Below are 24,832 nucleotides of genomic sequence, written 5' to 3' on the forward strand. Positions count from 1 at the left end.
TGATGCATGACCACCCAAACACACCTCCAACCCCAGCCTCTGAGCAGCGACGCCAGCATTCTCGATCACATCATCGCACAGACACTGCTGAGCGCCGATGACGAGGCCTATGGCATTGCCAAGCGCGGTGTCGCGGCGTTTATCGAAGAACTGGTCAAGCCGCACAACAGCGGCGAGCCGGTGAAAAAACGCCTGGTCGACCGGATGATCACCGAGATCGACACCAAGCTCAGCCAGCAAATCGATGAGATCCTGCATCACCCCGAATTCCAGGCACTGGAATCGGCGTGGAAGGGCTTGCAGCTGTTAGTCGAGCGCACCGATTTTCGCGAAAACATCAAGATCGAGCTGTTGAATGTCGCCCGCCAGGATCTGCTCGACGACTTCGAGGACTCGCCGGAAATCACCCAGTCCGGCCTTTACAAACATATCTACAGCGCCGAATACGGCCAGTTTGGCGGCCAGCCCGTGGGCGCGATCATTGCCAATTACTACCTGTCACCCAGCGCTCCGGACGTCAAGCTCATGCAGTACGCCGCCAGCGTCGCCTGCATGGCCCACGCGCCCTTTATCGCTTCGGCGGGGCCGGGTTTCTTTGGCCTGGAAAGCTTTACCGGGCTGCCGGACCTGAAGGACCTCAAGGATCATTTCGAAGGCCCGCAGTTTGCCAAATGGCAGAGCTTTCGCCAGAGCGAGGACGCGCGCTACATAGGCCTCACCGTGCCGCGATTCCTGCTGCGCACGCCATACGATCCGCTGGAAAACCCGGTCAAGACCTTTGCCTATCAAGAAAACGTGGTCAACAGCCATGAGCACTACCTGTGGGGCAATACCGCCTACGCCTTTGCCACGCGCCTGACCGACAGTTTCGCGCGCTTTCGCTGGTGCCCGAACATCATCGGTCCGCAAAGCGGCGGGGCGGTGGAGGACCTGCCGCTGCATCATTTCCACAGCATGGGCGAAATCGAAACCAAGATTCCCACGGAAGTATTGGTGTCCGACCGTCGCGAATACGAGCTGGCCGAGGAGGGGTTCATCGCCCTGACCATGCGCAAGGGCAGTGACAACGCAGCGTTCTTTTCCGCCAGCTCGGTGCAAAAACCCAAGCACTTCGGCATCAGCGCCGAAGGCAAGGAAGCGGAGTTGAACTACCGCCTGGGTACGCAGTTGCCCTACATGATGGTGGTCAACCGCCTGGCCCATTACCTCAAGGTCTTGCAGCGCGAACAGCTGGGCTCCTGGAAGGAGCGCACGGACCTGGAGTTGGAGCTCAACAAGTGGATTCGCCAATACGTCGCCGACCAGGAGAACCCCAGCGCCGAAGTGCGTGGCCGGCGGCCGTTGCGGGCTGCGCGGATTGTGGTCAGTGATGTCGAGGGCGAACCCGGCTGGTATCGCGTCAACCTCAGCGTGCGCCCGCACTTCAAGTACATGGGGGCGGACTTCACTCTGTCCCTGGTCGGCAAGCTCGACAAAGCATGAGTGCCGGCCAAGGGGTGAACGATCACCGCAGCCTGTTCGAGCGTCTCGAGCAGCCGACGCCCAGCGGTGCATCACGGGTGACCTGCGTCGCCGCCCACCTGGGGAAAATGCTCAGTACCCGTGCTGGCAGCGTGCAGACGCTGCCGGACTACGGCTTGCCCGACTTCAATGACATGCGTCGCAGTTTGCATGAGTCATTGAGCCAGTCGCGCCTGCAAATCGAGGGTTTTATCCAGGCCTACGAGCCTCGCCTGGCCAATGTCCAGGTCCGGTTGTTGCCCCGTGATCGCAACCCCCTGGCCCTGGCATTCGCGGTTGAAGCCTTGCTGACCGTCGATGGCATCACCCAGCCCGTCGCCTTCTGCGCGCGGCTGAGTGACGGTGGCCATGTCGAGGTGCTGCCCGATGGCATTTAACCGTTACTACCAAAGCGAACTCAGCGCCTTGCGCCAGCTTGGCCGACGTTTCTCCGAGCGCAACCCGGCCCTGGCGCCGTTTCTGGCGGATGCCGGGCAGGACCCGGATGTGGAGCGATTGCTCGAAGGCTTCGCGTTTCTCACCGGGCGCTTGCGCCAGAAGCTGGATGACGAGTTGCCCGAGCTGACTCACTCGTTGATGCATTTGTTGTGGCCCAACTACATGCGTCCGTTACCGGCGTTCAGCATCTTGCAGTTCGACCCGCTCAAGCGCGCCGGGCACGCCGTTCAGGTGGCCCGGGACACTGCCGTGGAGAGTGTGGGGGTGAATGGGCAGCGCTGTCGTTTTCGCACCTGCTACGCCACGCGGATCATGCCGCTGCAACTCGGTGCGCTGGATTACGTTGCCAGAGGCGAACGCGGGCTGATGAGCCTGCGCCTGGACATGTGCGCCCAGGGCAATTTCAGCGAGCTGGTATTCGACGCCCTGCGTCTGCACCTGGCCGGTGATCGCTACATTAGTCAGGGCTTGTATCTCAGCCTGCTGCGGCACCTGGATGGCATCGAGTTGGTGCTGCTGGATCAACATGGGAGCCCGGTCACGGACGCGGCCGTGTTGCGGCTGCGCCCGGACCATGTGCGCCCCGTAGGGTTTGCCGAAGATCAGGCGCTGATCCCTTATCCGCAGAATACCTTCCGTGGCTATCGCCATTTGCAGGAGTACTTCGCATTTCCCGAGAAGTACCTGTTTGTCGACATCGAGGGGCTGGAGGCGCTGCACACGCTGCCCGCCGCAGTGCTGAAACAGACTCGCAGTCTGGTATTGCGCTTTGACCTGCGGGCGCGCGGGGCGGTGCTGCAAGCGCCGACGCTGGACAATGTGAAGCTGTACTGCACGCCCATTGTCAACCTGTTCCAGCACGACGCGGTGCCGGTTCGACTGGACGCAAAGAGGGATGAATACCTGCTGTTGCCGGGTGAGTTCACCCAGGGCACCGCCAGTGTGTTTTCCGTGGACAGCGTCACCGGGTGGCGGCCAGGCGGCTTGGGTTACCAGGCCTACGTGCCGTTCGAATCGTTTGAACATGACGCTGATGACTGCGCAAAACCAGCAAGTTACACCGTGCGCCAACGGTCCTCGGCTCAGCATGGCGGGTTGGATACCTGGCTGGTGGTGAGGAGTGGGCGTGGGCATGAGCAGGAAACCCTGTCGGTTGAGCTGACGTGCACCAACCACAACCTGCCGCGGCAACTGCAAGTCGGCGAGATCAACAGGGCCTGCGAACAAACTCCGGAATTTATCGCGTTCCGCAATATCAGCGTACCGACCCAGAGCTTTGCTCCGCCCCTGGACCAGGACTTCCTGTGGAAGCTAATCAGCCACATGTCGCTCAACTACCTGTCGCTGACTGACATCAACGCACTGAAGGTCATCCTCGAAACCTACGACCTGCCGCGTTACCACGACCGCCAGGCACAGAAGGTCAGCCGTCGACGCCTGGACGCCTTGCGCTCCATCAGTCACTCCGCCGTCGACCGCTTGCATCGAGGCTTGCCCGTTCGCGGTCTGCGCGTCGACCTGGGCATCGACCCTCAGGGCTTTCTCGGCCAAGGCGAAGTGTTTGTATTCGCCTCGGTCCTCAATGAGTTTTTCGCGTTGTACGCCAGCCTCAATTCGTACCACGAACTTCGCGTCATCAGCACACAAGGAGATGTGTACCTATGGCCACCCCGGATGGGCCAGCAGCCCGTGCTTTAACCCCGCTGTCGCGCAGCATCCGCGAGTACTCGTTGTACCAGGCGGTGTTGCAGGTGATTGAGCATTTGCGTGAAGCCCATCCTTTGCTGGATGAGGACGCGCTGTACGACCAGTTGGAATTTGTCGCCAACCCGGGCCTGGGATTTGCCGGGCACGACATTGACCGCGTGGAGTTTTTCACCGAGCACGGCCAGTTGCGCGCACGTCTGCGCCTGAATGTGCTCGGGCTGTTTGGCGCGGGCTCGCCACTGCCGGCGTTCTACGGCGATCAGGCCTACGCCGAGCAGGCGGGAGGCAACACCACGCGGGATTTTCTCAACCTGTTTCAACATCGCCTGCACCGGCTGTTGCTGCCGATCTGGCGCAAGTATCGCTACCAGGCTCGGTTTCGCAGTGGCGCCGGTGATGCCTTCTCCGAGCAGATGTTTGCCTTGGTGGGCTTGGGCGGTCCGGCGATCCGCGAAGCCGCGCCACTCGATTGCAAGCGATTGCTGCCGTATCTCGGGCTGTTGAGCCTGCGCGCGCATTCGGCGGCGTTGATCGAGACCGTGCTGCGGTACTACTTCAAGCACCACCGCTTGTTTATCGAGCAGTGGGTGGCGCGCAGCGTGCTGATCGCGCCGTGTCAGCTCACCCGGTTGGGCCAGGCCAATCATGGACTTGGCCTGGACTCGGTATTGGGCGAACGGGTTGCCGACCGTAGCGGCAAGTTCAGGGTGCATATCGTCGGGCTCGATTGGCAGCGCTTCCATGAGTTCCTGCTGTTCGGTGCGGGCTACCAGCCGCTGTGTGCGCTGGTGCGGCTGACCGTGCGCGACCCGTTGGCCTATGACCTGAGGCTGGGGCTGGCCGAGGGCGAAATCCGCGCGTTGCATATCGGCGAACGCAATGTGTGTCGTCTGGGCTGGACCACTTGGCTGGGGCACGAGCGCGCCGACGGCGTGGTCACTCTGGCCGGCAACCTTCATTAAGGATCAAGGGTGATGATGAATATCGACTTGCAACAACTTATCCAGACGTTGACCGCCCGCACGCGTGGCGACCTGGAGCGTGCCGCCGAGCGTTGTGTCAACCGCGGTGGCCGCGAAGTGCTGGTGGAAGACCTGCTGCTGGTGCTGCTGGAACATGCCGACGGGCTAGTCGGCAAGGCCCTGGCGGACGCCGGTGTGGCAGTGAGCGACCTGCATGCGCTGCTGCAACCCAAGAGCGAGCAACATGCCACGCGCAATCCGGTCTTTGCCCCACCGTTGGTGCGCTGGTTGCAACAGGCGTCAATGCTTGCGCATGTGGAGCTCGGTCAGCACGAGGTGGATCACGGCGCACTGTTGCTGGCGCTGCTGCGTCATCCGCTGGAGCACGCGGGCAACGGCTATCAGCGGGTGTTGGCAGGTTTGGACGCCGAGCGTGTGCGCGATTTTGTCCTGAGCCACAGCAGCCCAGCCGGGCAGCCGGTGGCGGAGTCGATGTTGCAACGGTTTACCCATGACCTGACGCAGCAGGCCCGTGAAGGGCAAATCGACCCGGTGCTGTGTCGCGATGTTGAAATCCGCCAGTTGATCGACATCCTGATGCGTCGGCGCAAAAACAACCCGATCCTGGTGGGCGAGGCTGGCGTCGGTAAAACCGCCGTGGTGGAAGGGCTGGCCCTGCGCGTGGTCGCGACGCAGGTGCCGGAGCCGCTCAAGGACGTGCGCCTGCTGAGCCTGGACATGGGCTTGCTGCAAGCGGGCGCGAGCATCAAGGGTGAATTCGAGCGCCGTCTCAAGGGCGTGATCGACGAGGTGCACGCCTCGCCACGCCGGGTGATCCTGTTTGTCGACGAGGCGCATACCCTGGTGGGCGCGGGTGGCCAAGTGGGCGGCAATGATGCCGCCAACCTGCTCAAGCCCGCCCTGGCCCGTGGGGAGTTGCGCACCATCGCGGCCACTACCTGGTCGGAGTACAAGCGCTACATCGAAAAAGACCCGGCCCTGGCCCGGCGTTTCCAGCCGGTGCTGGTCGACGAGCCCAGTGTTACCCAGACGGTGTCGATCCTGCGCGGGTTGGTGCCGGCGTACGAGAGTAGCCACGGCGTGTATGTGCGGGATGATGCGGTGGTCGCCGCCGCACAGTTGAGCGCTCGTTACCTGGTGGGGCGCCAGTTGCCGGACAAGGCCGTGGATGTGCTCGACACTGCCTGCGCGCGGCTGCGCACCCAACTGGCGATGCCGCCCGAGGCGCTGCAGCGGCTGCACACCGAGCGCGCCGAGGCCACGCGCCAGCAACTCGCGCTGACACGGGACGCACAGGCCGGGCTGCCCATCGATACGACGGGGCTGCAGGCGGTGAGCCAGCAACTGGAGAGCATCGATCAAGCCTGTCTCGCGTTGGCGCAAGACGTGCCGCCGCCACGTAAACCGCAGGTATGCCCGCGCCTGATCGCCGACGTCATCAGCGCCTGGACCGGCATTCCCGTCGAACAACTGGCCCTTGAACACAACGACAAGGTTCTGGGGTTTGCCGAGTTCCTGCGCGCCCGCATCCTTGGCCAGGAGCACGCCGTACAGGCGCTTGACCGCAGCCTGCGGGCCGTTGCTGCGGGGCTCAACAATTCCGACTCGCCCGTGGGCGTGTTCCTGCTGGTGGGGCCCAGTGGCGTGGGCAAGACGCAAACCGCATTGGCCTTGGCCGAGGCGTTGTATGGCGGTGAACGTTTTGTCACCACCCTCAATATGTCCGAGTACCAGGAGCGGCACTCGTTGTCCCGCTTGATCGGCGCACCGCCGGGCTACGTCGGCTACGGCGAGGGCGGCGTACTGACCGAGGCGGTGCGCCAGCGGCCTTACTCGGTGGTGCTGCTCGATGAGGTCGAGAAGGCCGATCCGGAGGTGTTGAACCTGTTTTATCAGGTGTTCGACAAGGGCCGCGCCAATGACGGCGAGGGCAGGGCGATTGATTTTCGCAACACCCTGATCCTGATGACCTCCAACCTTGGCAGCGCGCACATCAACGCACTGTGCGCCGACGGCCGGCGACCGGGGATCGAGGTGCTGCAAGCGCAGCTTCAACCGTTGCTGAGCGCCCATTTCAAACCGGCGCTGCTGGCGCGCATGCGCGTTGTGCCGTACTACCCGATAACCGGCGCAGTCTTGCATGACGTGGCCCGCCTCAAGCTCGAGCGTCTTGGCCAGCGTTTGCAGTTGCGCCAGCTGACCTTCACCTACACACCTGAACTGGTGGCGCACATGGCCGAGCGTTGCGTGCATAACGACAGCGGTGCGCGCTACATCGACGCGTGGATCGAGACCCGGTTGCTGCCGCAGATGGCCGATCGGCTGCTCGCGGCGATGTCCAGTGGCGAGTGCCTGGCGCACGTCCATGCGCGACTGGATGAGCACGGCGCGCCGCTCTGTGAGTTCAGCCAATGATGCCGACCTTATTCAGCCAATTGCCCGAACCCCTGGCCTACGCCGAAACCCTGCTGGGCTGGATCACCCGCCTGGGCCTGGAAAACGACGACCAGCGCCTTACGCGCCTGTGCGTGGACGCGGCGGCACAACTGAGCCAATGCGAACTCAGTCAGTTGTATGGTCTTGATGAGGCAAGCGGGCAACTGGCGCTGATTGCCCAGCATTTTGCCGAAGCGGTGGCGACGGGCAACAGCGATTGGCGGCACGAACAGTTGTTGCACGTCGTGCTCGACCAGCGTAGTGCCCTGTGCCTGGATGACTTGGGCGACAGCCCGTATGACTGTGCGTTTTTGCCGGCGACAGCAGCCCCTTGGCGCACGTTGATCGGTGTGCCGCTGTTCAACCGATGCCGGGCCACCGTGGGCGTATTGCTCTGCGCCAGCCAACGTAAAGCGGCGTTGCAGGGGCACGCGCCGGCGCTGGCGCACCTGGGCAGTTTTGCCCTCAATCAACGGGTGTTGTTGCGAAGCCTGCACCCTCGCCACGCGGACTGCCTGCCGTTGCTCAACGTGCCACCCCCCAGCACCTATGGCCTGATCGGTGCCAGCGCGGCGATGGAGGAAACCTGCCGCTTGATCGGCAAGGTCCAGCACACCCCCTACACCGTATTGCTGCGTGGCGAGACCGGCACCGGCAAGGAGGTGGTAGCCCGCGCGATCCACGCCAGCGGTCCGCGCAGCGCCAAGGCCTTTGTGGTGCAGAACTGTGCCGCGTTTCCGGAAGGCTTGCTGGAAAGCGAGTTGTTCGGCTATCGCAAGGGCGCTTTCACGGGTGCCGAGCGCAACCATCCTGGGCTGTTTGACACGGCGCACGGCGGCACGCTGCTGTTGGACGAGATCGGTGACATGCCGTTGTCACTGCAAGCCAAGCTGCTGCGGGTACTGCAAGAGGGTGAGATTCGCCCACTCGGTGCCAGCGTCGCGCACAAGGTCGACGTGCGGATCATCGCCGCCACCCATCGCGACCTCGCGGCCATGGTCGCCCAGGGCAGTTTTCGCGAAGACCTGTACTACCGCCTGGCGCAGTTTCCTATCGAGTTGCCCGCGTTGCGCGCCCGTGACGGCGACGTGCTGTTGCTGGCACGGCACTTTGCCGAGCAGGCCTGCGCAACGCTGGGCAAAGCTGCGGTGGCGTGGTCGAGTGCGGCGATTGATCAACTGTCGGCACACGGTTTTCCCGGCAACGTGCGTGAACTCAAGTGCCTGGTGGAACGCGCCGTGTTGTTGAGCGATGACGGGGTGATTTTGCCGGCGCACCTCGGACTGCCGACAGCTGCGTCGGCGGTGCTGGATGCGACGCTGCGCCAGCGCCTGGAGCGGGTCGAACGGGTCTTCCTGATCGATTGCCTGCACAAGAACCGCGGCAATCGCACCCGCACTGCACGTGAGCTGGGTGTTGCCCGGCGCACGCTGCTGTATCGCCTAGCGCGCCTGAATATCCCGTGCCGCGATGCCCAGGAGGAGCGCTGAGTGGCACGCGTTGATGACTTACTTTTTTTGCGGAGAGACCCCATGCCTGATCGTCCTTGGCGAGCCCTGGTGCTTGTCGTGTTGCTGCTCAGCGGCTGCAACGCCAATTACGTGTTTGATGACGCCGACTACCGCCCGTTGGGTGACCCCCAGCTCAGCCGTCGTGGCCAGTGAACGGCGGAGGTCTGGTATGCAATTAGTCTTGGAAGCCAGTGGCGACGGCCCTGGAGTGGCGCGCAAGGTATTCGACGGCGCAGGCGGCGTGATCGGCCGTGGCAATGGCTGTGACTGGGTGATCCCCGATTGCAGTCGTGTGCTCTCCGGTCAGCATGGGGTTGTCAGTTACCGGGATGGTCGGTATTTCCTCACCGACATCAGCAGCAACGGCATCGGGCTGGCGGGTAGCGTCGAGCGTTTGCGCAAGGGGCAGCCACACCTTATCAACGATGGCAACCTCTTCGAGTTCGGCCCGCTGGCAATCCGGGCTCGATTGGTGGAATCAAGGCCGCGCCAGGCTGAAGGCGGGCCGATTCCCGATGATGCGTTCCTGACGCACGGCCTGCAGCCGTTGATCGAGCCGCAGCTGGTCCCTGACTCTGCCTGGGTAGAGCGGGGCGCGCCGGAGTCGGACTATCTGGTGCCGCCGACGCTGGCCAAACCCGTACATGACGCACTCGTGCCGCAGCCGATTACACCTGCGGACGATGGGTTGTTCTGGAGCCACTTTGCCCAGGCCCTGGGCATGCCTCTGGACAGCCTCGACACCCCTGGCCGCGAGGCATTGGCGATCAAGGTTGCAAGCTTGCTCAAGCACACCCTCGATGACGTGCAGCAGTGCGTGCGCACCTGCGAGGAACTCAAACGCGAATTGCGCCTGGGGACCGCCCACAGCCCCGGCATCAGCCACAACCCCTTGCACGACTGCCAGGGCGTCGAGGCGGCGTTGCAGGCGTTGCTGGGCGACGGCGCACTGGGTGAACTATCGGCGCAGCAATCCGTGGCCCAGGTGTTCCGTGACCTGCAGGCACATCAGGTGGCAATGCTCGCCGCGTGCCGCGCCGCTCTGCGGGGTGCACATCAGGCGTTCGCGCCGGACTACCTGCAACGCCGTCTCGAACACCAGGCCAAGCGCCCCAGGCTGCTCACTGACGGTGCGCGCTGGCGTGCCTATCAACGTTATTACCAGCAACTGCTCGACGCGCAGGCGCCGGGCGAACGTGAGCTTGGCCGGGATTTTTCCACGGCTTACCAGGAGCAATTGCGCCTGATCGCCACCTTGCATGCTGCCTACCCGGGATGATGTCCATGTATCGAATATGCCTCACAACCCTGTTGCTCACGCTGCTGACTGCGTGCAGCAGCCTGTCGCCGTTTTCGACACTGACCAAGCTGGACTTGAGCCTGGCCGCCGGCGAGCGGCTCAACCCCGACTTGCATGGGCGTCCCTCGCCCGTGGTGGTGCGCTTGCTGGAACTGCGCCAGCCGGTGGCCTTTGAAAACAGCGATTTTTTCAGTCTCTATGAACGTGCCGAGCAGATATTGCCCAAGGATTGGGTGAGCAGCGAGGAGCTCCAATTGCAGCCTGGCGAACACCTGGCCCTCAAGCTCAGCGTTGCACCGCAGAGTCGCTACGTGGGCGTGCTGGCCGCATATCGCGACCTCCCGCAAGTGCAGTGGCGCGTGGTGGTGCCCGTGGCCCCGCAACGGCGAACCCACGCAGCGCTGATCCTGGACGAACTGGGTGTGCGCCAGATCGGCGTGGAGGAACGCTGAGATGCAGGTGCATAACGTCATTTGGCAGGAAGGCATGCTCTTGCGCCCCCAGCACCTGCAACACAACGACCGTTACTACCAACAGCAGCTCAACCGGAGCCGTTTGCTCACGCCCGACGCCTGGGGCTTCTTGAGCCTTGAGCTGGACTTGCAGTACCTCAACCTGGGCAAGCTGGTCGTCAGCCAAGCCCGTGGTGTGTTGCCCGATGGCAGCCTGTTTGAACTTGACGGGGCGATGCCACCGTTGGTCTTGCAGGTCGCGGCCAACAGCGGCCCGCAAGGTGTTTACCTGGCGTTGCCGCTGGCCACCGGCAACCAGGTCGAAACCCGTAGGCCGGAGCAGGTCGACGTGCTGGCGCGCTACGTCAGTTGCGAGGTTCAGGCGCGCGACGCCAATGCGGGCGGCGAATCCGAGTGTCGGCTCGACTGCGCGCGCCCGGACCTGCGCCTGGTGGCGGGTGCACAGTCCGCCGATCCGTCGCTGGTGACACTCAAGGTGGCCGAGATCGTGGGTTGCACAAGCGAAGGCGGGGTGAGCCTGGACACCGATTTCACCCCGACCTTCATCCACCTGCCAGCCCGTGGCTACTTGGCGGCGTGTTTACAGGAGGTGATCAGCCTGTTGGCCAGCCGTGGTGATGCGCTGGCCGAGCGCATTCGTGGCAACGGTGCGGCCGCGGCGACACAGGTTGGCGATTTTTTGCTACTGCAACTGATCAATCGTACGGAGCCCGTGTTGCGCCATTACGCGAGCCAGCCTCAGGTGCGTCCGCACACGCTGTATCGCGAGTTGTTGGCGTTGCTTGGCGAATTGTCGTCCTTTGCCTGTGACAGCAAGCGCTGTGAATGGGACGTGCACTATCAGCACAGCGATCAGGGCGCGAGTTTTCGCGGCCTGATGGACGGCTTGCGCAGCGTGCTGTCGATGGTGCTGGAACAACAGGCCATCGAGTTGGAATTGCAGCAACGCCAGTACGGGGTGCTGGTATGCCCGGTCAGCGATCTGAAGCTGCTTGGCCGCGCGACCTTCATTTTGGCGGCCACCGCCGGATGCGACAGCGAAGCGCTGCGCAATCGCCTGCCAACGCACCTCAAGGTCGGGCCCGTCGAACGCATCCGCGAGCTGGTCAACCTGCATCTGGCGGGCATCCGGCTCCAGCCGCTGCCGGTGGCGCCGCGCCAGTTGCCGTTTCATGCCGGCAAGACGTATTTCATGCTCGAACTCACTGCCCGTGACATTGCGCAGCTGGAGCATTCGGGCGGCTTTGCCTTCCATGTCAGCGGCGAATTTGCCGAGCTGCAACTGAACTTCTGGGCCATCAGGAACTGAACACCATGGACAACACTTACCCGGCCGATGAGAAAACCATCCTGCTTGACCGCGACGGTCGCGGCCCCGCGCAGGCGGCATTGACGGACTACCCCTCACCGCCACGTTTTGAGCAGTTGGAAGACCGCATGATCTACGCTGCCCGTTTGCACGGCGCGCAAACCTTTGACCTGGGGCCCAACCCGCTGGTAGCGGGTGCCTGGGAGTTGCTGGTCGAGGCGGCTCAGCTCAAAGGTCGCGTCGGGCGTGAAAGCCTGGGCGCCCTTAACGAGCGGCTGTCGGCAGCGGTCAGCGGGTTTGAACGGCACGCGCAACATCACGGTGTGGAGAGCGCCCAGGTGGAGGCGGCCTGTTACGTCTTGTGCTGCGTCATCGATGAAAGCGTACTCACCGCGCAATGGGACAGTCGCGGCGAGTGGTCGAAGATGAGCCTGTTGAGCCGCTTTCACCACGAAACCTTTGGGGGCGAGAAGTTTTTCCAGATGCTGGAGCGCCTGTCCCGGGACCCGATCAAGAACGTGGCGCTGCTGGAGTTGATGTACCTGTGCCTGTCGATTGGTTTCGAGGGCAAATACCGCGTCATGGAGCGTGGTGTGTTGCAGCTTGAGGCCGTGCGTGACGGGCTGTACCGGCAGATCCGGCACGTGCGCGGTGACCCGCTGCCCATGCACGCGCCTGAGCCGGTGCACTGGCGCAACAGACGCTTGCGCATGCTTTCCATCCCGTGGCTGGGGGTGGGGCTGGTGGCCAGTCTGTTGGCTGTGTATCTGGGGTTTGCCTGGGTGCTGGGCAATGAACGTGTGGCGGCGCTGCAACCCTTTCATTCTGCGGCACCGCCGCCCCTATAACGCTGGGAGCAATCAATGAACGCATTCTTCAAGAGCGCGGGCAGCGTGCTGCGTCGGGTTTGGGTTTGGAGCCTGTTGCTGGTGCTGTTGAGCGCCGCGTTGGTGTGGTGGTTCGGACCTTTACTGGCGGTGGATGACTACCGCTTCTGGCAGGGCGTGTCGGCGCGCTGGGTGACGATCAGCAGTCTGTTGCTGTTATGGGGCATCGCCATGGTCTTGGTCGGTGGGCACCGTGGAGCCCAGACCCATCGCCCGGAAAATCCGCACTCGGAACACCAGAACCCGGAGAACCAGGCCCGGCATGTCCAACAGCGAGTAGACGCTGAGCGGCGCCAGGTACGTGGGCGCTTCAAGGAGGTCGTGCAGGCGCTGAAAAGTGCAGGTTGCTATGGCGCCAAGCGTCAGCGCTGGCGCAATGAATTGCCCTGGTACGTGCTGCTTGGCGAGGAGGGCAGCGGCAAGACCCAGCTGTTGATGGCAAACGGGTTGCTGGCGCCGCTGGATCGCCTGGACGCCGCGCGCTCGGGCCGCACCCCATTCTGTGAAGGCTATTTTGCCGACCAGGCGGTGTTGCTCGATACGCCTGGTCGTTACCTGACCCAGCCTGATGCTGCGGTGGATGGCGCGGGGTGGTCGACCTTGCTGCACCTGCTCAGGGCCAGGTGCCGGGCCAGCCCGCTCAACGGCGTAGTGGTGACGTTATCGGTGGACAGCCTGCTCGCCGGCAACACCCATGACCTCGACGTGCTGGCGCGCCAGGTGTATTCCCGTGTGCAGGAGATCCGGCAGACGCTGCATGTGGATGTGCCCGTAACGTTGGTGTTGACCAAGGTCGACCGACTGCCGGGATTTGTCGAGTTCTTCGATGGGCCCACAGGTGACGTCGCAACACCTGTGTTTGGCCAAGCCCTGGCTGGGGGCACGCAAATGCCCGAGGTCCGCCAGGCCTTCGAGCGGTTGCTGCAACGCTTGAGTGGTGAGTTGATCCAGCGTTTGCACCAGGAGCGCAATGTCGAGCGGCGCGGCCTGATGCTGGACTTTCCCCTGCAGCTCGCCAGGCTTGGCGAACGCTTGTGCCACTTCATCGAATCGGCGTTTTGTGCCCATCGCTACCAGCGCATCCAGGGCCTGCGCGGTATGTATTTGACCAGCGCGGATGCCGCCCGGGGGCGCTTTGTCCCGGGGTTGTTCCGCCAAGTGATCGTGGCCGAGGCTGACTTTGCGCAGTTGCATAGCGACGAGCGCCGGCGCATTCGTTGGCGCCAGCTCGGCGCGGCCCTCGCCGCAACGGCGATACTCGCAGGCGCCACGGTGTTATGGACGCACAGTTATTCACTCAACCATCAGCGCCTGGAGCAGTTGGTTGCGCTGGCCCGACCTGCGCCGCCAACCCCACTGGAGACGGACAGCAGCCTGGTCGCCCTTGCCCGGTTGGACCGCCTGTTTGCGGCGACCCAGGTGTTCCCGGTAGAGGTGCGGAGGGTGGAACGTTTGGGCCTGTACCAGGGCAAGATGAGCGCGCCGGTATTGGACGATGCCTACGTACACGCCTTACGGCAGCAATTGCTGCCGCAAGTCATCGAGCTGTTGGGAACGCAGGTACGCGCCAGCCTGGGCGAACGCGAACAACTGCTGGACCACCTGCGTGCGTATCTGATGCTGACGCTGCACGAGCGTCGGGATTCGGTGTGGTTGGCCGAGCGTGTGGGCGCGGCCTGGGCGGTGCGGCATGCCGGTGAGGTCGCGGTGCAGCAGCGGTTGAACCAACATTTCGCGCGGCTGTTGGCGCAGCCGTTCGTGGCGTCCCTCGATGACGCGCTGGTCGCTCAGGCCCGCCAGGCACTGCGCGGCGAGTCACTGGCTGACGTGGTGTATCGGGTGTTGCGTGAACAGGCGCGCAGCCTGGAGCCGTTGCGCCTGGCTGAAGGACGCGGGCTGGTTGCCAGCGAGCCACCGATCCCGGGTTTTTACACCAAGCGTTTCCTGCAGTATTTCGAGGCGCAGGGCCCACGGTTGGTGAATGCGATTGCGCAGGACAACTGGGTGTTGGGCGAGGGCACCGACCTGAGCGCCGCCGATCTGCGCCGCCTGATGCTGGCGTTGGAGCAGCGCTATTTCAGTGAGTACGGCGATGTCTGGGGCAACGCGCTGGGCCAGGTGCGCCTGTCGGATACCGATGGCCTGCGCCAGGATGCCGAGCGGCTTGCACGCTTGACTTCGGCCCAGTCGCCCTTGGTGCAACTGCTGCAACAGGTGCGGGAAAATACGCGCCTGCTGCCGTCCAATGGCGGGCTGGACACCTTGAACCAGGTCGCCGGGCCGTTGCCGCTGCCGGCGGATTCCGCCCGGCGCACCTTGCAGCGGCGCTTCGAGCCGCTGCACCAATTGCTCGACGAACAACACAACCCCGGCGCCGAGTTGACCCAGGCCTTGCGCCAGCTTGACGAACTGCACCTGCAACTGGTGGCGCTGCACCGTGAAAGTTCGCCGGGGCAGGCGGCGTTTCAACGGGTCAAGCGGCGCATGGAAGGGCAGCCGGATGGGTTGGGCAATCTGCGTGATGTCGCCACGCGCCTGCCGCTGCCGCTTTCGGCGTGGGTTGAAGGCTTGGCGGATGACAGTTGGCGGCACTTGCTGGACGAAGCCTATGTGCACGTCAACCAGCGTTATCAAAGCGAGGTGTACGGTGTGTATGCCAAGGCGATCCGCCAGCGCTACCCTTTCAATGCGCATGCCTCCAGCGACGTCGCTCTCAGTGATTTTCAGGAGTTTTTCAAGCCTCAAGGCATCCTGACGCGCTTTCATGAGACTTATCTGCGGCCCTTCGTCAGTGCCGATGGCGGGCGCTATCGCCTGCGTGGCCTGGACGGGCGCAGCCTGCCGCTGGCGCGCAGCCTGTTGCCGCAACTGAGCAAGGCGCAACTGATTCGGCGCAGCTTCTTCAACGAGGCCCAGGGCGACTTGCAGGTGCGATTCAGCTTGGCGCCCTACAGCCTGGACCAGGCTGCCAGTCGGGCGGTGTTGCGCATGGGTGATCGGCAGTTGGAATACCGTCACGGGCCTATCGTGGCGATGCACTTTGAGTGGCCTGTCGCGGCGCAAAACGGCCGCAGTAGCCTGGTCCTGGAGCGGGGCGCAGAGCGGCCGCTGGGGTTGGAAAAAAATGCCGGTGCCTGGTCGTGGTTCCGCTTGCTCGAGTTGTTCCAGAGCGAGCCTGCGAGTGGTCGCGATGGGCAGTTGCTCAAGTCCGACCTGGCGGGTTTGCGCGCCACTTTCCTGCTTACCAGCCAGCGCACGCCAAGCCCATTCCCGCTGGGTGAATGGCGTACGTTCCGTTTGCCGGAGCAGCTATGACGCACGCGGCTTGGCACAGCGCCGGGCGTACGCAGCGTGGCAAGCAGCGAATGCGCAACGAGGATGCGTTTCTCGATTGCCCGCAGCAAGGCTGCTGGGCGGTGGCCGATGGCATGGGTGGGCATCAGGCCGGCGATGTTGCCAGCCAGGCAGTCATCGACACTCTGGCCAGGTTGAACGAGTGCGGCACGTTTGAGCAACGGATCGAGTCGATGCGCCGCTGCCTGCAACGGCTCGACCGGCAGTTGGGCGTGCAGCGCGCACACGGCCGGATGGGCAGCACGGTCGTCGCGTTGCTGCTGGAGGGCCGTCGCGCCGCCTGCGTGTGGGCGGGCGACAGCCGTTGTTACCTGTGGCGCGGGCAGTGTTTGTACCAGTTGTCGCGGGATCACTCCTGGCAGGAGCGCTTGATGATCGAGCAGCAGCTCAACCGCCAACAGGCCCAGGCGCATCCGGATGCGAGAGCCTTGACCCGTGCGGTGGGCGGGCGCGAGCCGTTGGCGCTGGAGGTCCTGGAACTTTGCACGCGTCCCGGTGATGTATTCCTACTCTGCAGCGATGGCTTGTACCAGGCGCTCAGTCACTGCGAACTGGGCAGTGCCATGGGCCACGGTTCGCCGCAACAGATGGTGGACCGTTTGTTCAGCCAAGTGTTGCGCGGGCCCGCCCGGGATGACCTGACGGCCGTTGTGGTGCAGGCATGAACGAGACACGCCTGCTCGCCGGGCGGTATCAGTTGGAGCGGGAGCTGGGCCGCGGTGGCATGGGCGTCGTGTATCGCGCCCGCGATCTGTTGCACGAGCAATTTGGCGAGCCGTGTTCCCGTGTGGCGTTGAAGTTGCTGGGCGATTGTTTGACCCAGTCCAGCGATGCGCATGTGCTGTTGTACAGCGAGTTTGCGTTGACCCGCAGCCTGCGCCATGAGCGGATCGTCCGCGCGTTTTCGTTCGAGGTCGATACCGCCAGCCAGGTCGCGCTTTTTACCCTGGAGTTGCTGCACGGGATGACTTTGGACCGCCTGCTGTTGGAGCGTCCCGGCGGACTGCCCTGGCGGGAGTTGCAGCCAGTGGCGGTGCAATTGCTCGATGCGTTGGTTTACGCCCACGGGCAGGGCGTGCTGCACGGTGATTTGAAGCCGGGCAATGTGATGCTTGGCGAGGAGGGGGTTCGCTTGTTCGATTTCGGTCTGGGCCATGGCCAGAAACAGGGCTTGCCGAGTCTGAGCCGCAACCGTTTCCACGCATGGACCCCGGCATACGCCGCACCGGAGTTACGCGACGGCGCTGTGCCGACTGTCGCTGCCGACCTGTATGGCGTGGCGTGCCTGTTGTACGAACTGGCGCAGGGCAGTCGCGCTACCGATATTCAAAACCGCCCCCGGCAATGGCCTAGGCAATGCTGGCCGGCGCTGAAGACCGCACTGACCGCCGACCCCGTGCGTCGCGCCATCACGGTCGCCGAATTGCGCAACGTGATCCGCCGCACACCACGTCATGGATGGCTGTAACCCGCGGTCTTGCTGAAACACCGCGGCGGCCCGTTTGGGGCGGCTTCGCCCCCCAGCGCGGGCAAGCCCGCTCACTACAGGTCGAGTTGTCGGCGGCGGGAGTGTTTGCGCAGGCGCCGGTCATTCCAGTGCCTGATGGGTTTGAGCGTAAACAACAGCACGTACGCGACCAGGACGGTGGCCAAGTCCATCGAATCGTCGCCGAGTTGACCGGTAAATTGTTCCACCACGTCCTTGATCATCAACATCAATGAAACCCCACACAGCCACAGCAATGCGTAGAGCAGTATTGGGCGCACGGTTCCTGATGGTTTTTCTGACATGTTGACCCTCTTTTCCCTGAAGCCGATTTCCTCGCAGATATTACCGATCGACCCGGGCTCAGGGACGCTCCCCAGTCAAAAATCCAATTAATGGTAGTGCTCAGGCTCATTACGGCGAGACCAAAGAAACGCGGTAATACCTGCCCTTGGATTGACTATAGCGGGCTTGAGCAGATTCGCCTGGAGGGCCATGGCAGGAGAGCGGGCGACAGGGGGTGAGGATGAATTGATCGAATGAGTGGGACGGGTGCAATAAGGCAATTCAAACGACAACTCAATAATTGGCGTTGCCGTGCTAAAAAACTTTCGCTCCCGGCCTAAGGACGTGTAGCGTTAGGCGGTATTTTCGACCCTGTTTTCCAGGGGCGTGGAGCGATGGACAGAGGGATGGGTCATGGCGCAAACGCTGTTCAAGCTGTTCTTCACCCAGCGTCTGGCCGCCTTGGCCAGCACCGAGTCATTGCGTGCTATCCGCGAGGGATTGTTGTGGATCCTGCCATGCCTGCTGGTATCGGCGGGGTTTCTGATCCTGTCCGAATGCGCCCGGGTACTGGGTTTCGATGCGCAGGTGGTGAGTTTACTGGCCGGGTTGCATAACCAGATCAGCTCGGTGATCCCGCTGCTGGTGGCTGCTTCCATTGGCTACATGCTGGCGATCCAGTACCGCTTGCCCCAGCTTCCCGTTGCGTTTCTGTGCCTGGCCCACGTGGTGATCGCGACTTTCATCCTGCGTGAGTACCCTCGGGCATCGGCCACGTTTGTGTTGTTTATCGCGATTGCTTCGCCCCTGATCAATGTGCCGGCAATTGCCTGGTTGCACCGTTTGCGCTGGACACGCCTGGTCAACGAGGACCTGGTGGGGCACAACCTGCGAGGCACCATCAATATGGTGGTGCCCGGTGCAATCACCGCGCTGGCCTTGGTGCTGGCGTTGTCGTTGCTTTTGCAGATTCCCTATGTCGCCCAGTTGCAGGGCCCGCAAGTGCTTGAAGCCCTGGATTCGCCCTACCGCAGCGGCTTGTTCGTGACGCTGATGAATTCGCTGCTGTGGTTTTTTGGCATCCACGGCGTGTACGCCATGCAACCGCTGTTCGATGTGCTCGACCAGGCCGTGGTGCTCAATGGCACGGCGTTGGCCGCCGGGGAGCCGATCAAGTATCTGCTCAACAGCGGACTGCTCGGCAGCTTCGCCTTTATCGGCGGTTCGGGCGGTGCGCTGTGCCTGTTGCTGGCGATCCTGCTGTTCTCCAAGAGCCAGTCCATGCGGTTGCTGGCGATTGCCAGTCTGCCGCTGTCACTGTTCAACGTCAGCGAGGTGCTGTTGTTTGGCTTGCCGATCATCCTCAACCCGCGCTTGTTCATTCCGTTCCTGGTGGTACCGGCCCTGAATGGGATGGTCGCGTTGACCGCAGTGCAACTGGGCTGGGTGATGCCGGCGGTGGCCAGCGTGCCGTTCACCTCGCCAGTGCTGCTCAACGCCTACCTCAGTACCCACGGTGATATGGCGGCCGTGGTCCTGCAAGTGCTGCTGCTGGGCCTGGGCACGCTGGTCTACGCCCCCTATGTGCGAGCGATCCATCGTCAGCCAGCCGAAGGCGGGACGGTGTACCTGCGTTCGATGGACATGACCTTTCGCGGCCTTGAAGAAAAGGGCCGCCTGCTCGAAGCCGACCCGGTGCTCGCATCCCACAAGGCCCTTGCACGCCAGGCCAGTGAGCTGAGTCGTATCCAGCAGATCAGCGACTACGAGTTCTACCTCGAGTACCAACCCCAAGTGTCGACCCTGACCGGCTTGTGCACCGGCTGCGAAGCCCTGATGCGCGCGCGTGACAGCCACGGCACGGTGCATTCGCCGTGGGAGTTCCTGCAGTGGCTGGCGCAGGCGCGCTTGATGCCGGACGTGGATGTGTGGGTGGCCTCCGAGGCGGTGCGCCAGTACCAGAAATGGCACGCCCTGGGGTTTGCGTTACCGATGACGATCAATATTTCCAGCGCGACCCTGACCGACCCGGCCTACGGCAACCGCCTGGTGAAGATCCTCGCCCAGGCCCGGGGCCAGGTGTCGGTGGAAATCACCGAGGACGCCCTGGTCAGTGACATCCAGGCCACGCGCCAGACCATCCAGAAGCTGCAGGCCATCGGCGCCAAGGTGTATATCGATGATTTCGGTACCGGGTTTTCCGCTCTGAGCTACCTGCACCAGTTTCCGGTGGATTTCATCAAGATCGACCGCAGCTTCGTCGTTGCCCAACACGACCCCAAGGGTGCTCAAGTGTTGACCGGCATGTTGCGCTTCTGCGAGGCGTTGAACCTGGGGGTGGTCGTCGAAGGCGTTGAGACCGCCGAGCAGTTGGCGTTCTTGAATACCGGCAGCGAGCTGTTTATCCAGGGCTGGTATTTCAGCAAGGCGCTGCCGGGCGATCAGTTGCCGGGGTTTGTACGTGAGCGCGCCGCCCTGGCCGAGCCCTAGGTGGATGTGTAGGTACGCTCGATCTCTTCGATCAGTCCATCGATGCGTTCCAGACGGGCGCGGTTGTCGTGGTCCCAGGGGTGAAACCCTGGCCGGAAGTAATCCAGCCAAGGCCGCAGCATCCGTGGGAATACGCCTTTTGGCCCATACAGAAACTTCAGCATGCGCCAGAAGCCCTTCAGGTGCCCGCCGGCCTTGCGGTCGGCAATCAGCAGGCGCAGGTGAAAATCGAACACCACCAGCCAGAAGAACAGCGTGGTCGTCAGCATGGTCCCGGTGCGCAGCAGGTAGCGCTTGGGGCCGGGCTTGATTACGCGGGACCACACGTCGAAGGCCACGGCCTTGTGTTCGGTTTCTTCGAGGGCGTGCCAGTACCACATCTGTTGGTAACCCTTGAGTGAGTTGCCAAAACGCGACGGGTCACTGAGCAGGATCTCCGCGAGCATCGCGGTGTAGTGCTCAAGGGCGATGGTGATCGCCAGGTTGAATGACGGCGGGAAGTGTTTCTTCTGCCAGTCGAGGATGAACTTGAGGCGTCGGTCCAGGGTGTGCGCGGGCAGGCCGGCGGCTTGCAGCAGGTCGTTGTAGGCCACGTGTTCGCGGCTGTGCATGGCTTCCTGGCCGATAAAACCCTGGATCTGCTGTTTCAGCTCTGGATCGTCGATGCGCGAGCGGTAGTGGCGCACGCTGTCCATGAAAAACAGTTCGCCCTGGGGAAACAGCAGTGACAGCGCATTGAAAAAATGCGTGATGAACGGGCCTTGTTCATGCCAGTCCTTGATGTGTTCGGCGGGCAAGGCAAAGCGGATGTCGCGACGGATCGGCAGCATGGTGTGTGCTCCTGTTCAGAGACGGGGCTCGTCGTTGGTTTCCAGGACCGGCGTGCGCGGTTTGGGGGCCATGCGTTTGCTGGCGAACACCACCAGCGCTTGGTAGGCCGCCGGCAGGCAGCGGGCGAGCAGGTCGAGAAAGTAGGCGTCCCGGCCGATCAACACGCGGCGCTTATTGCGGCGTACGCCTTGCAGGATCACCTTGGCGGCCGTGTCGGCGTCGGTGATAAACAGCTTCTCGAAGTCGGCGCGGGCTTGTTGCTCGCTGTGAATCAGAAAGCCGGTCATGTTCGCGTCGATGCGGCTGCTGCGGCAGATGTCGGTGCGGATGCCGCCGGGGTGCACGCAGGTCGCCGAGACACCGCAGCGTTGCAGGTCGAGTTCCTGGCGCAGGGCTTCGGTAAAGCCGCGCACGGCGAACTTGGTGGCGTTGTAGCCGCTCATGCCCGGCTGGGCGAACAGGCCGAACACGCTCGAGGTGTTGATCACATGCCCATCGCCACTGGCTTTGAGGTACGGCAGGAATGCCTTGGTGCCGTGCACCACGCCCCAGAAATTGATGCCGACGATCCATTCCAGGTCGGTGTAGTCGACTCCTTCCACGGTGCTCGACAGCGCCACGCCGGCGTTGTTGAAGATCAGGTTGACCTGGCCGTGCCGGGCGAACGTGTCGCTGGCCCAGGCTTGCATGGCCTCGCGGTCGGACACATCCAGCACCTGCGTGGTGAGCGTGATCGGCGCCAGCGTCATGGTCTTGATGATTGCCTCGGTCTGCGCCAGGCCCTGGGCATTTTTGTCTGCCAGTGCCAGGTGGCAACCTTCCCGTGCCAACGCCAGGGCCAGCGCACGGCCCATGCCGGAGGCGGCGCCGGTGATTGCGGCCACGCGGCCGTTGAAAGATTTCATGACAGGCTCCCTTCGACGGTGGCGTGGGGCGCAGTGACGGCGCACGCCTGGATCGGCAGCAACTGGGCGACGTAGTCCTTGAGCGCGAAATGCCGGGTGACCTGCTTGAAGCGCCAGGTCGAACCGGGCCACAGGGTGGTGTTCTTGCCGGTGCGCGGGTCGAGGTACCAGCTCTGGCAGCCGCCGGTGTTCCAGATGGTGCGCTTGAGCCGGTCTTGCAGTTGGCGGTTGTAGACCTCTTCCACGGCGGGCTTGACGTCGACGCTGGCGATGCGATGGCGCTGCATTTGCCGCAGGGCGTCGAGGATGTAAGTCACCTGGGCCTCGATCATCAGAATCATCGAGTTGTGCCCCAGGCCGGTGTTGGGGCCGACGATCAGGAACAGGTTCGGATAGCCCGGCACGGTGGTGCCTTTGTAGGCATGGGCGCCATCGCGCCATGTGTCCAGCAGGTCGATGCCGCCACGGCCGATGATGCAGTCGCGCGGCAGTGGGTCGGTGGCCTGGAAACCGGTGCCGAAGATCAGGCAATCGGCCGGGTGCTTGATGCCGTTGGCGGTGACTACGCCATCGGCTTCGATGCGCTGCACGGTGTCGGTGATCACCTCGACGTTGCTGCGGGACAGCGCCGGGTAGTAGTCATTCGAGATCAGCACGCGCTTGCAGCCGATGGTGTAGTCCGGCGTCAGGGTCTTGCGCAGGGAAGGGCGGGCCACTTGCCGGTGCAGGTGGCGCTGGGCGATTTTTTGCACCATGGTCATCAACCGTGGATGCAGGGCAAAGCCCACCACACGGCCTTCCAGCGCCCAATAGAAGGCGCCGCGGACCAGACGCTGAGTGAACGGCAGGTGCTTGAACAGCCAGCGTTCGAGCGATGAGATCGCCCGGTCCGGCTTGGGCATGATCCATGGCGGCGTGCGCTGGAACAGGTCCAGATGGGCAACCTGCGGCGCAATCTGTGGCACGAACTGGATGGCACTGGCGCCGGTGCCGATCACCGCGACGCGTTTGCCTTTGAGTGAGTAGTCGTGGTCCCACTGCTGGGAGTGGAAGCGTTTGCCCTTGAAACTCTCGAGCCCCGGGATCGCTGGCAGTGCCGGACGCGACAACCCGCCCATGCCCGACACCAGCACGCGCGCGCTGACCTGGCGGCCGTTGCTGAAGCGCAGTTGCCAGCGTTGTTGCGCCTCGTCGAACACGGCGCGCTCAAGGCCCATGCCAAAACGCAGGAACGGCGCCAGTTCATAACGCCGGGCGCATTGCTCCAGGTAGGCGCGGATCTCAGCTTGCGGCGCGAACTGCCGGGTCCAGTCCGGGTTGGGGGCAAAGGAAAACGAATACACGTGGGATTGCACGTCGCAGGCGCAACCGGGGTAGCTGTTGTCACGCCATGTGCCGCCGAGGGTGTCGGCTTGTTCGGCGATAAAGAAGTCGCGCCAGCCGGCTTCCTTGAGCTTGATGGCCATGCACAAACCGGCAAAGCCGGAACCGATGATGGCGATGTCGATGACCTCGTCGTGGGCATTCATAGGCAGTCCTTCGTGGGCATCTGCGGTGCTCCTGTTTTTGTTTTGTCTTTTAGATAAAACACCATTGCAAAGGAAAATTGAATTATTTATTTTAAAAAAGATTTTAAATAATCTACCTGAAAATATCGCCTACGCTACGACCTTGTTCCTCAGGTGCGATCTGTCCGACGGACGCGCACGTTATGTAGAGAGTCTAGGTCCAGGGTGGACGGTGGCTGAGGCCTTGACCAATCCCGGTCGGGTCGCCAGCAGCAGGGAAGCAGAGGACCGAGCTATGGCTGTCGAGTGGGTTGTCGCTGCGGCTGTGTTGGCAGGGGGGAGTGCGCTGTTATGGCGATTCAGTGCGCGGATGACGCGGCGCATTGAAGCGGCGGTGCCGATTGATGGGCGCTTCGTCGAGGTCGATGGCGAGCGCTTTCATTATGTGGAGGAGGGCAAGGGCCCGCCGCTGGTCATGATTCACGGGCTGATGGGCAGCAGTCGTAACCTGACGTATGCCTTGTCCGCCCCGTTGCGTGAGCAGTTCCGGGTGATCAGCGTTGATCGACCAGGATCGGGGTATTCCACGCGGCATGCGGGTACCCCGGCCGACCTGCCGGGCCAGGCGCGGCAAATCGCCGGGTTCATCAAGGCGCTGGGTCTTGAACGACCATTGGTGCTGGGTCACTCCCTCGGCGGGGCGATTGCCCTGGCGTTGGCCCTCGATCATCCCCAGGCTGTGGGCGGGTTGGTACTGGTGGCGCCGTTGAGCCATCCGCAGCGGATGTTGCCGTTGGTATTCCTGTCGCTGGCCGTTCGTCCGGCGTGGCTGCGACGTTGGCTGTCACACACGTTGACCGTGCCCATCGGCCTGCTGACCCAAGGTTCAGTGGTCAGGGGCGTATTCGCACCGGACCCCGCGCCCGAGGATTTTGCCACCCGTGGCGGCGGCATGCTCGGCATGCGCCCCGCCAACTTCTACGCCGCCTCCACCGAGATCAATCGTGTCAACGATCACCTGCCAGCCATGGTCAAGCGCTACCCGCAACTGCGCCTGCCCATCGGCCTGATCTATGGCGCACGGGATCAGGTGTTGGACTTTCGCAAACATGGCCAGGCCCTGGCCGACAAGGTGCCGGGGCTGAAGCTGCAGTTGGTGGAAGGGCGCGGCCATATGCTGCCGATCACCGCCGCCGCGCGTGTGGTCGAGGTGGTGCAGCAGGTCGCCAAACGCGCCCGAGCGCCGCAAACCGCCACGGTTTTGCACCCGCCATTTGCCATGGCGAACAAATAAACGTGGCCCTCATTGCGGGGTGGATCGGCGCAAATGCTTGCTCTAGAGACCTGACCAAACAGCTGAAAAACAGACTGTGCGGTCACGTAAAAAAGCCCTCGAAAAAGTAGTTGA

The 24,832-nt window shown here is 63.1% G+C and carries 20 protein-coding genes; 16 read left to right on the plus strand and 4 right to left on the minus strand.

From position 1 onward, the window contains the following. Positions 1 to 6: 6 nt before the first annotated feature. The 14 genes from tssC to LIY36_RS23450 are packed head-to-tail and all read left to right on the plus strand — an operon-like array spanning position 7 to position 17,387. A complete protein-coding gene (gene tssC, locus LIY36_RS23385; RefSeq protein WP_226457329.1) occupies positions 7 to 1,482 on the plus strand; it encodes a type VI secretion system contractile sheath large subunit in 1,476 nt (491 codons plus the stop codon). Continuing rightward, complete coding sequence (gene tssE, locus LIY36_RS23390) at positions 1,479 to 1,898, plus strand: type VI secretion system baseplate subunit TssE (RefSeq protein ID WP_230412835.1); 420 nt, start codon at positions 1,479 to 1,481, stop codon at positions 1,896 to 1,898. The genes tssC and tssE overlap by 4 nt, the downstream gene beginning before the upstream one ends. Continuing rightward, entirely contained in the window at positions 1,888 to 3,657 is a 1,770-nt protein-coding gene (gene tssF / locus LIY36_RS23395) for a type VI secretion system baseplate subunit TssF (protein WP_226457330.1), read from the plus strand. Before tssE ends, tssF begins: the two co-directional genes overlap by 11 nt. Next, positions 3,621 to 4,628 carry a type VI secretion system baseplate subunit TssG gene (gene tssG, locus LIY36_RS23400; RefSeq protein ID WP_226457331.1) on the plus strand — a complete coding sequence of 336 codons (1,008 nt, stop codon included), beginning with the start codon at positions 3,621 to 3,623 and terminating at the stop codon, positions 4,626 to 4,628. The genes tssF and tssG overlap by 37 nt, the downstream gene beginning before the upstream one ends. A 12-nt stretch (positions 4,629 to 4,640) precedes the next feature. After that, positions 4,641 to 7,064 carry an AAA family ATPase gene (locus LIY36_RS23405; RefSeq protein WP_226457332.1) on the plus strand — a complete coding sequence of 808 codons (2,424 nt, stop codon included), beginning with the start codon at positions 4,641 to 4,643 and terminating at the stop codon, positions 7,062 to 7,064. Beyond that, positions 7,061 to 8,575 carry a sigma-54 interaction domain-containing protein gene (locus LIY36_RS23410; protein ID WP_226457333.1) on the plus strand — a complete coding sequence of 505 codons (1,515 nt, stop codon included), beginning with the start codon at positions 7,061 to 7,063 and terminating at the stop codon, positions 8,573 to 8,575. Before LIY36_RS23405 ends, LIY36_RS23410 begins: the two co-directional genes overlap by 4 nt. A 42-nt stretch (positions 8,576 to 8,617) precedes the next feature. Further along, entirely contained in the window at positions 8,618 to 8,749 is a 132-nt protein-coding gene (locus tag LIY36_RS23415) for a type VI secretion protein (protein ID WP_226457334.1), read from the plus strand. Positions 8,750 to 8,765: 16 nt separating this feature from the next. Next, the gene (gene tagH / locus LIY36_RS23420) at positions 8,766 to 9,875 is read left to right on the plus strand and encodes a type VI secretion system-associated FHA domain protein TagH (protein WP_226457335.1); all 1,110 of its coding nucleotides are present in this window, start codon (positions 8,766 to 8,768) and stop codon (positions 9,873 to 9,875) included. A gap of 5 nt (positions 9,876 to 9,880) precedes the next feature. Next, positions 9,881 to 10,348, plus strand: a complete 468-nt coding sequence (gene tssJ / locus LIY36_RS23425; protein ID WP_226457336.1) for a type VI secretion system lipoprotein TssJ — start codon at positions 9,881 to 9,883, stop codon at positions 10,346 to 10,348. A 1-nt stretch (position 10,349) separates the two neighbouring features. After that, positions 10,350 to 11,678, plus strand: coding sequence for a type VI secretion system baseplate subunit TssK (gene tssK / locus LIY36_RS23430; protein WP_192300851.1), 1,329 nt, complete (start codon positions 10,350 to 10,352; stop codon positions 11,676 to 11,678). A 5-nt stretch (positions 11,679 to 11,683) separates the two neighbouring features. After that, a complete protein-coding gene (gene icmH, locus LIY36_RS23435; protein ID WP_226457337.1) occupies positions 11,684 to 12,526 on the plus strand; it encodes a type IVB secretion system protein IcmH/DotU in 843 nt (280 codons plus the stop codon). A gap of 15 nt (positions 12,527 to 12,541) precedes the next feature. Further along, positions 12,542 to 15,880, plus strand: a complete 3,339-nt coding sequence (gene tssM / locus LIY36_RS23440; RefSeq protein ID WP_226457338.1) for a type VI secretion system membrane subunit TssM — start codon at positions 12,542 to 12,544, stop codon at positions 15,878 to 15,880. Continuing rightward, positions 15,877 to 16,584, plus strand: a complete 708-nt coding sequence (locus LIY36_RS23445; protein WP_226457339.1) for a PP2C family protein-serine/threonine phosphatase — start codon at positions 15,877 to 15,879, stop codon at positions 16,582 to 16,584. Before tssM ends, LIY36_RS23445 begins: the two co-directional genes overlap by 4 nt. After that, a complete protein-coding gene (locus LIY36_RS23450) occupies positions 16,581 to 17,387 on the plus strand; it encodes a serine/threonine-protein kinase (protein WP_226457340.1) in 807 nt (268 codons plus the stop codon). Before LIY36_RS23445 ends, LIY36_RS23450 begins: the two co-directional genes overlap by 4 nt. Before the next feature lie 74 nt (positions 17,388 to 17,461). Here LIY36_RS23450 and LIY36_RS23455 read toward each other — a convergent pair whose 3' ends face one another. Beyond that, positions 17,462 to 17,710 (minus strand): hypothetical protein, encoded by a 249-nt coding sequence (locus tag LIY36_RS23455; protein ID WP_226457341.1) that lies wholly within the window; start codon positions 17,708 to 17,710, stop codon positions 17,462 to 17,464. 394 nt (positions 17,711 to 18,104) lie between these two features. Here LIY36_RS23455 and LIY36_RS23460 point away from each other — a divergent pair, with 394 nt between their 5' ends. After that, complete coding sequence (locus tag LIY36_RS23460) at positions 18,105 to 20,180, plus strand: EAL domain-containing protein (protein ID WP_226457342.1); 2,076 nt, start codon at positions 18,105 to 18,107, stop codon at positions 20,178 to 20,180. On the opposite strand, the gene LIY36_RS23465 is transcribed toward LIY36_RS23460, so the two are convergent. The 3 genes from LIY36_RS23465 to LIY36_RS23475 are packed head-to-tail and all read right to left on the minus strand — an operon-like array spanning position 20,177 to position 23,445. After that, the gene (locus LIY36_RS23465) at positions 20,177 to 21,010 is read right to left on the minus strand and encodes a metal-dependent hydrolase (protein ID WP_226457343.1); all 834 of its coding nucleotides are present in this window, start codon (positions 21,008 to 21,010) and stop codon (positions 20,177 to 20,179) included. The two genes, LIY36_RS23460 and LIY36_RS23465, sit on opposite strands and share 4 nt — an antisense overlap. Before the next feature lie 15 nt (positions 21,011 to 21,025). Continuing rightward, positions 21,026 to 21,916 (minus strand): SDR family NAD(P)-dependent oxidoreductase, encoded by an 891-nt coding sequence (locus LIY36_RS23470; RefSeq protein ID WP_226457344.1) that lies wholly within the window; start codon positions 21,914 to 21,916, stop codon positions 21,026 to 21,028. After that, a complete protein-coding gene (locus LIY36_RS23475; RefSeq protein ID WP_226457345.1) occupies positions 21,913 to 23,445 on the minus strand; it encodes a flavin-containing monooxygenase in 1,533 nt (510 codons plus the stop codon). Before LIY36_RS23475 ends, LIY36_RS23470 begins: the two co-directional genes overlap by 4 nt. 274 nt (positions 23,446 to 23,719) lie before the next feature. On the opposite strand from LIY36_RS23475, the gene LIY36_RS23480 reads away from it, so the two are divergent. Then, on the plus strand, positions 23,720 to 24,718 hold the full coding sequence (locus LIY36_RS23480; RefSeq protein ID WP_226457346.1) for an alpha/beta fold hydrolase: 999 nt from the start codon (positions 23,720 to 23,722) through the stop codon (positions 24,716 to 24,718). Positions 24,719 to 24,832 lie beyond the last annotated feature (114 nt).

The organism is Pseudomonas sp. AF03-9, assembly GCF_020515815.1.
Lineage (GTDB): Bacteria > Pseudomonadota > Gammaproteobacteria > Pseudomonadales > Pseudomonadaceae > Aquipseudomonas.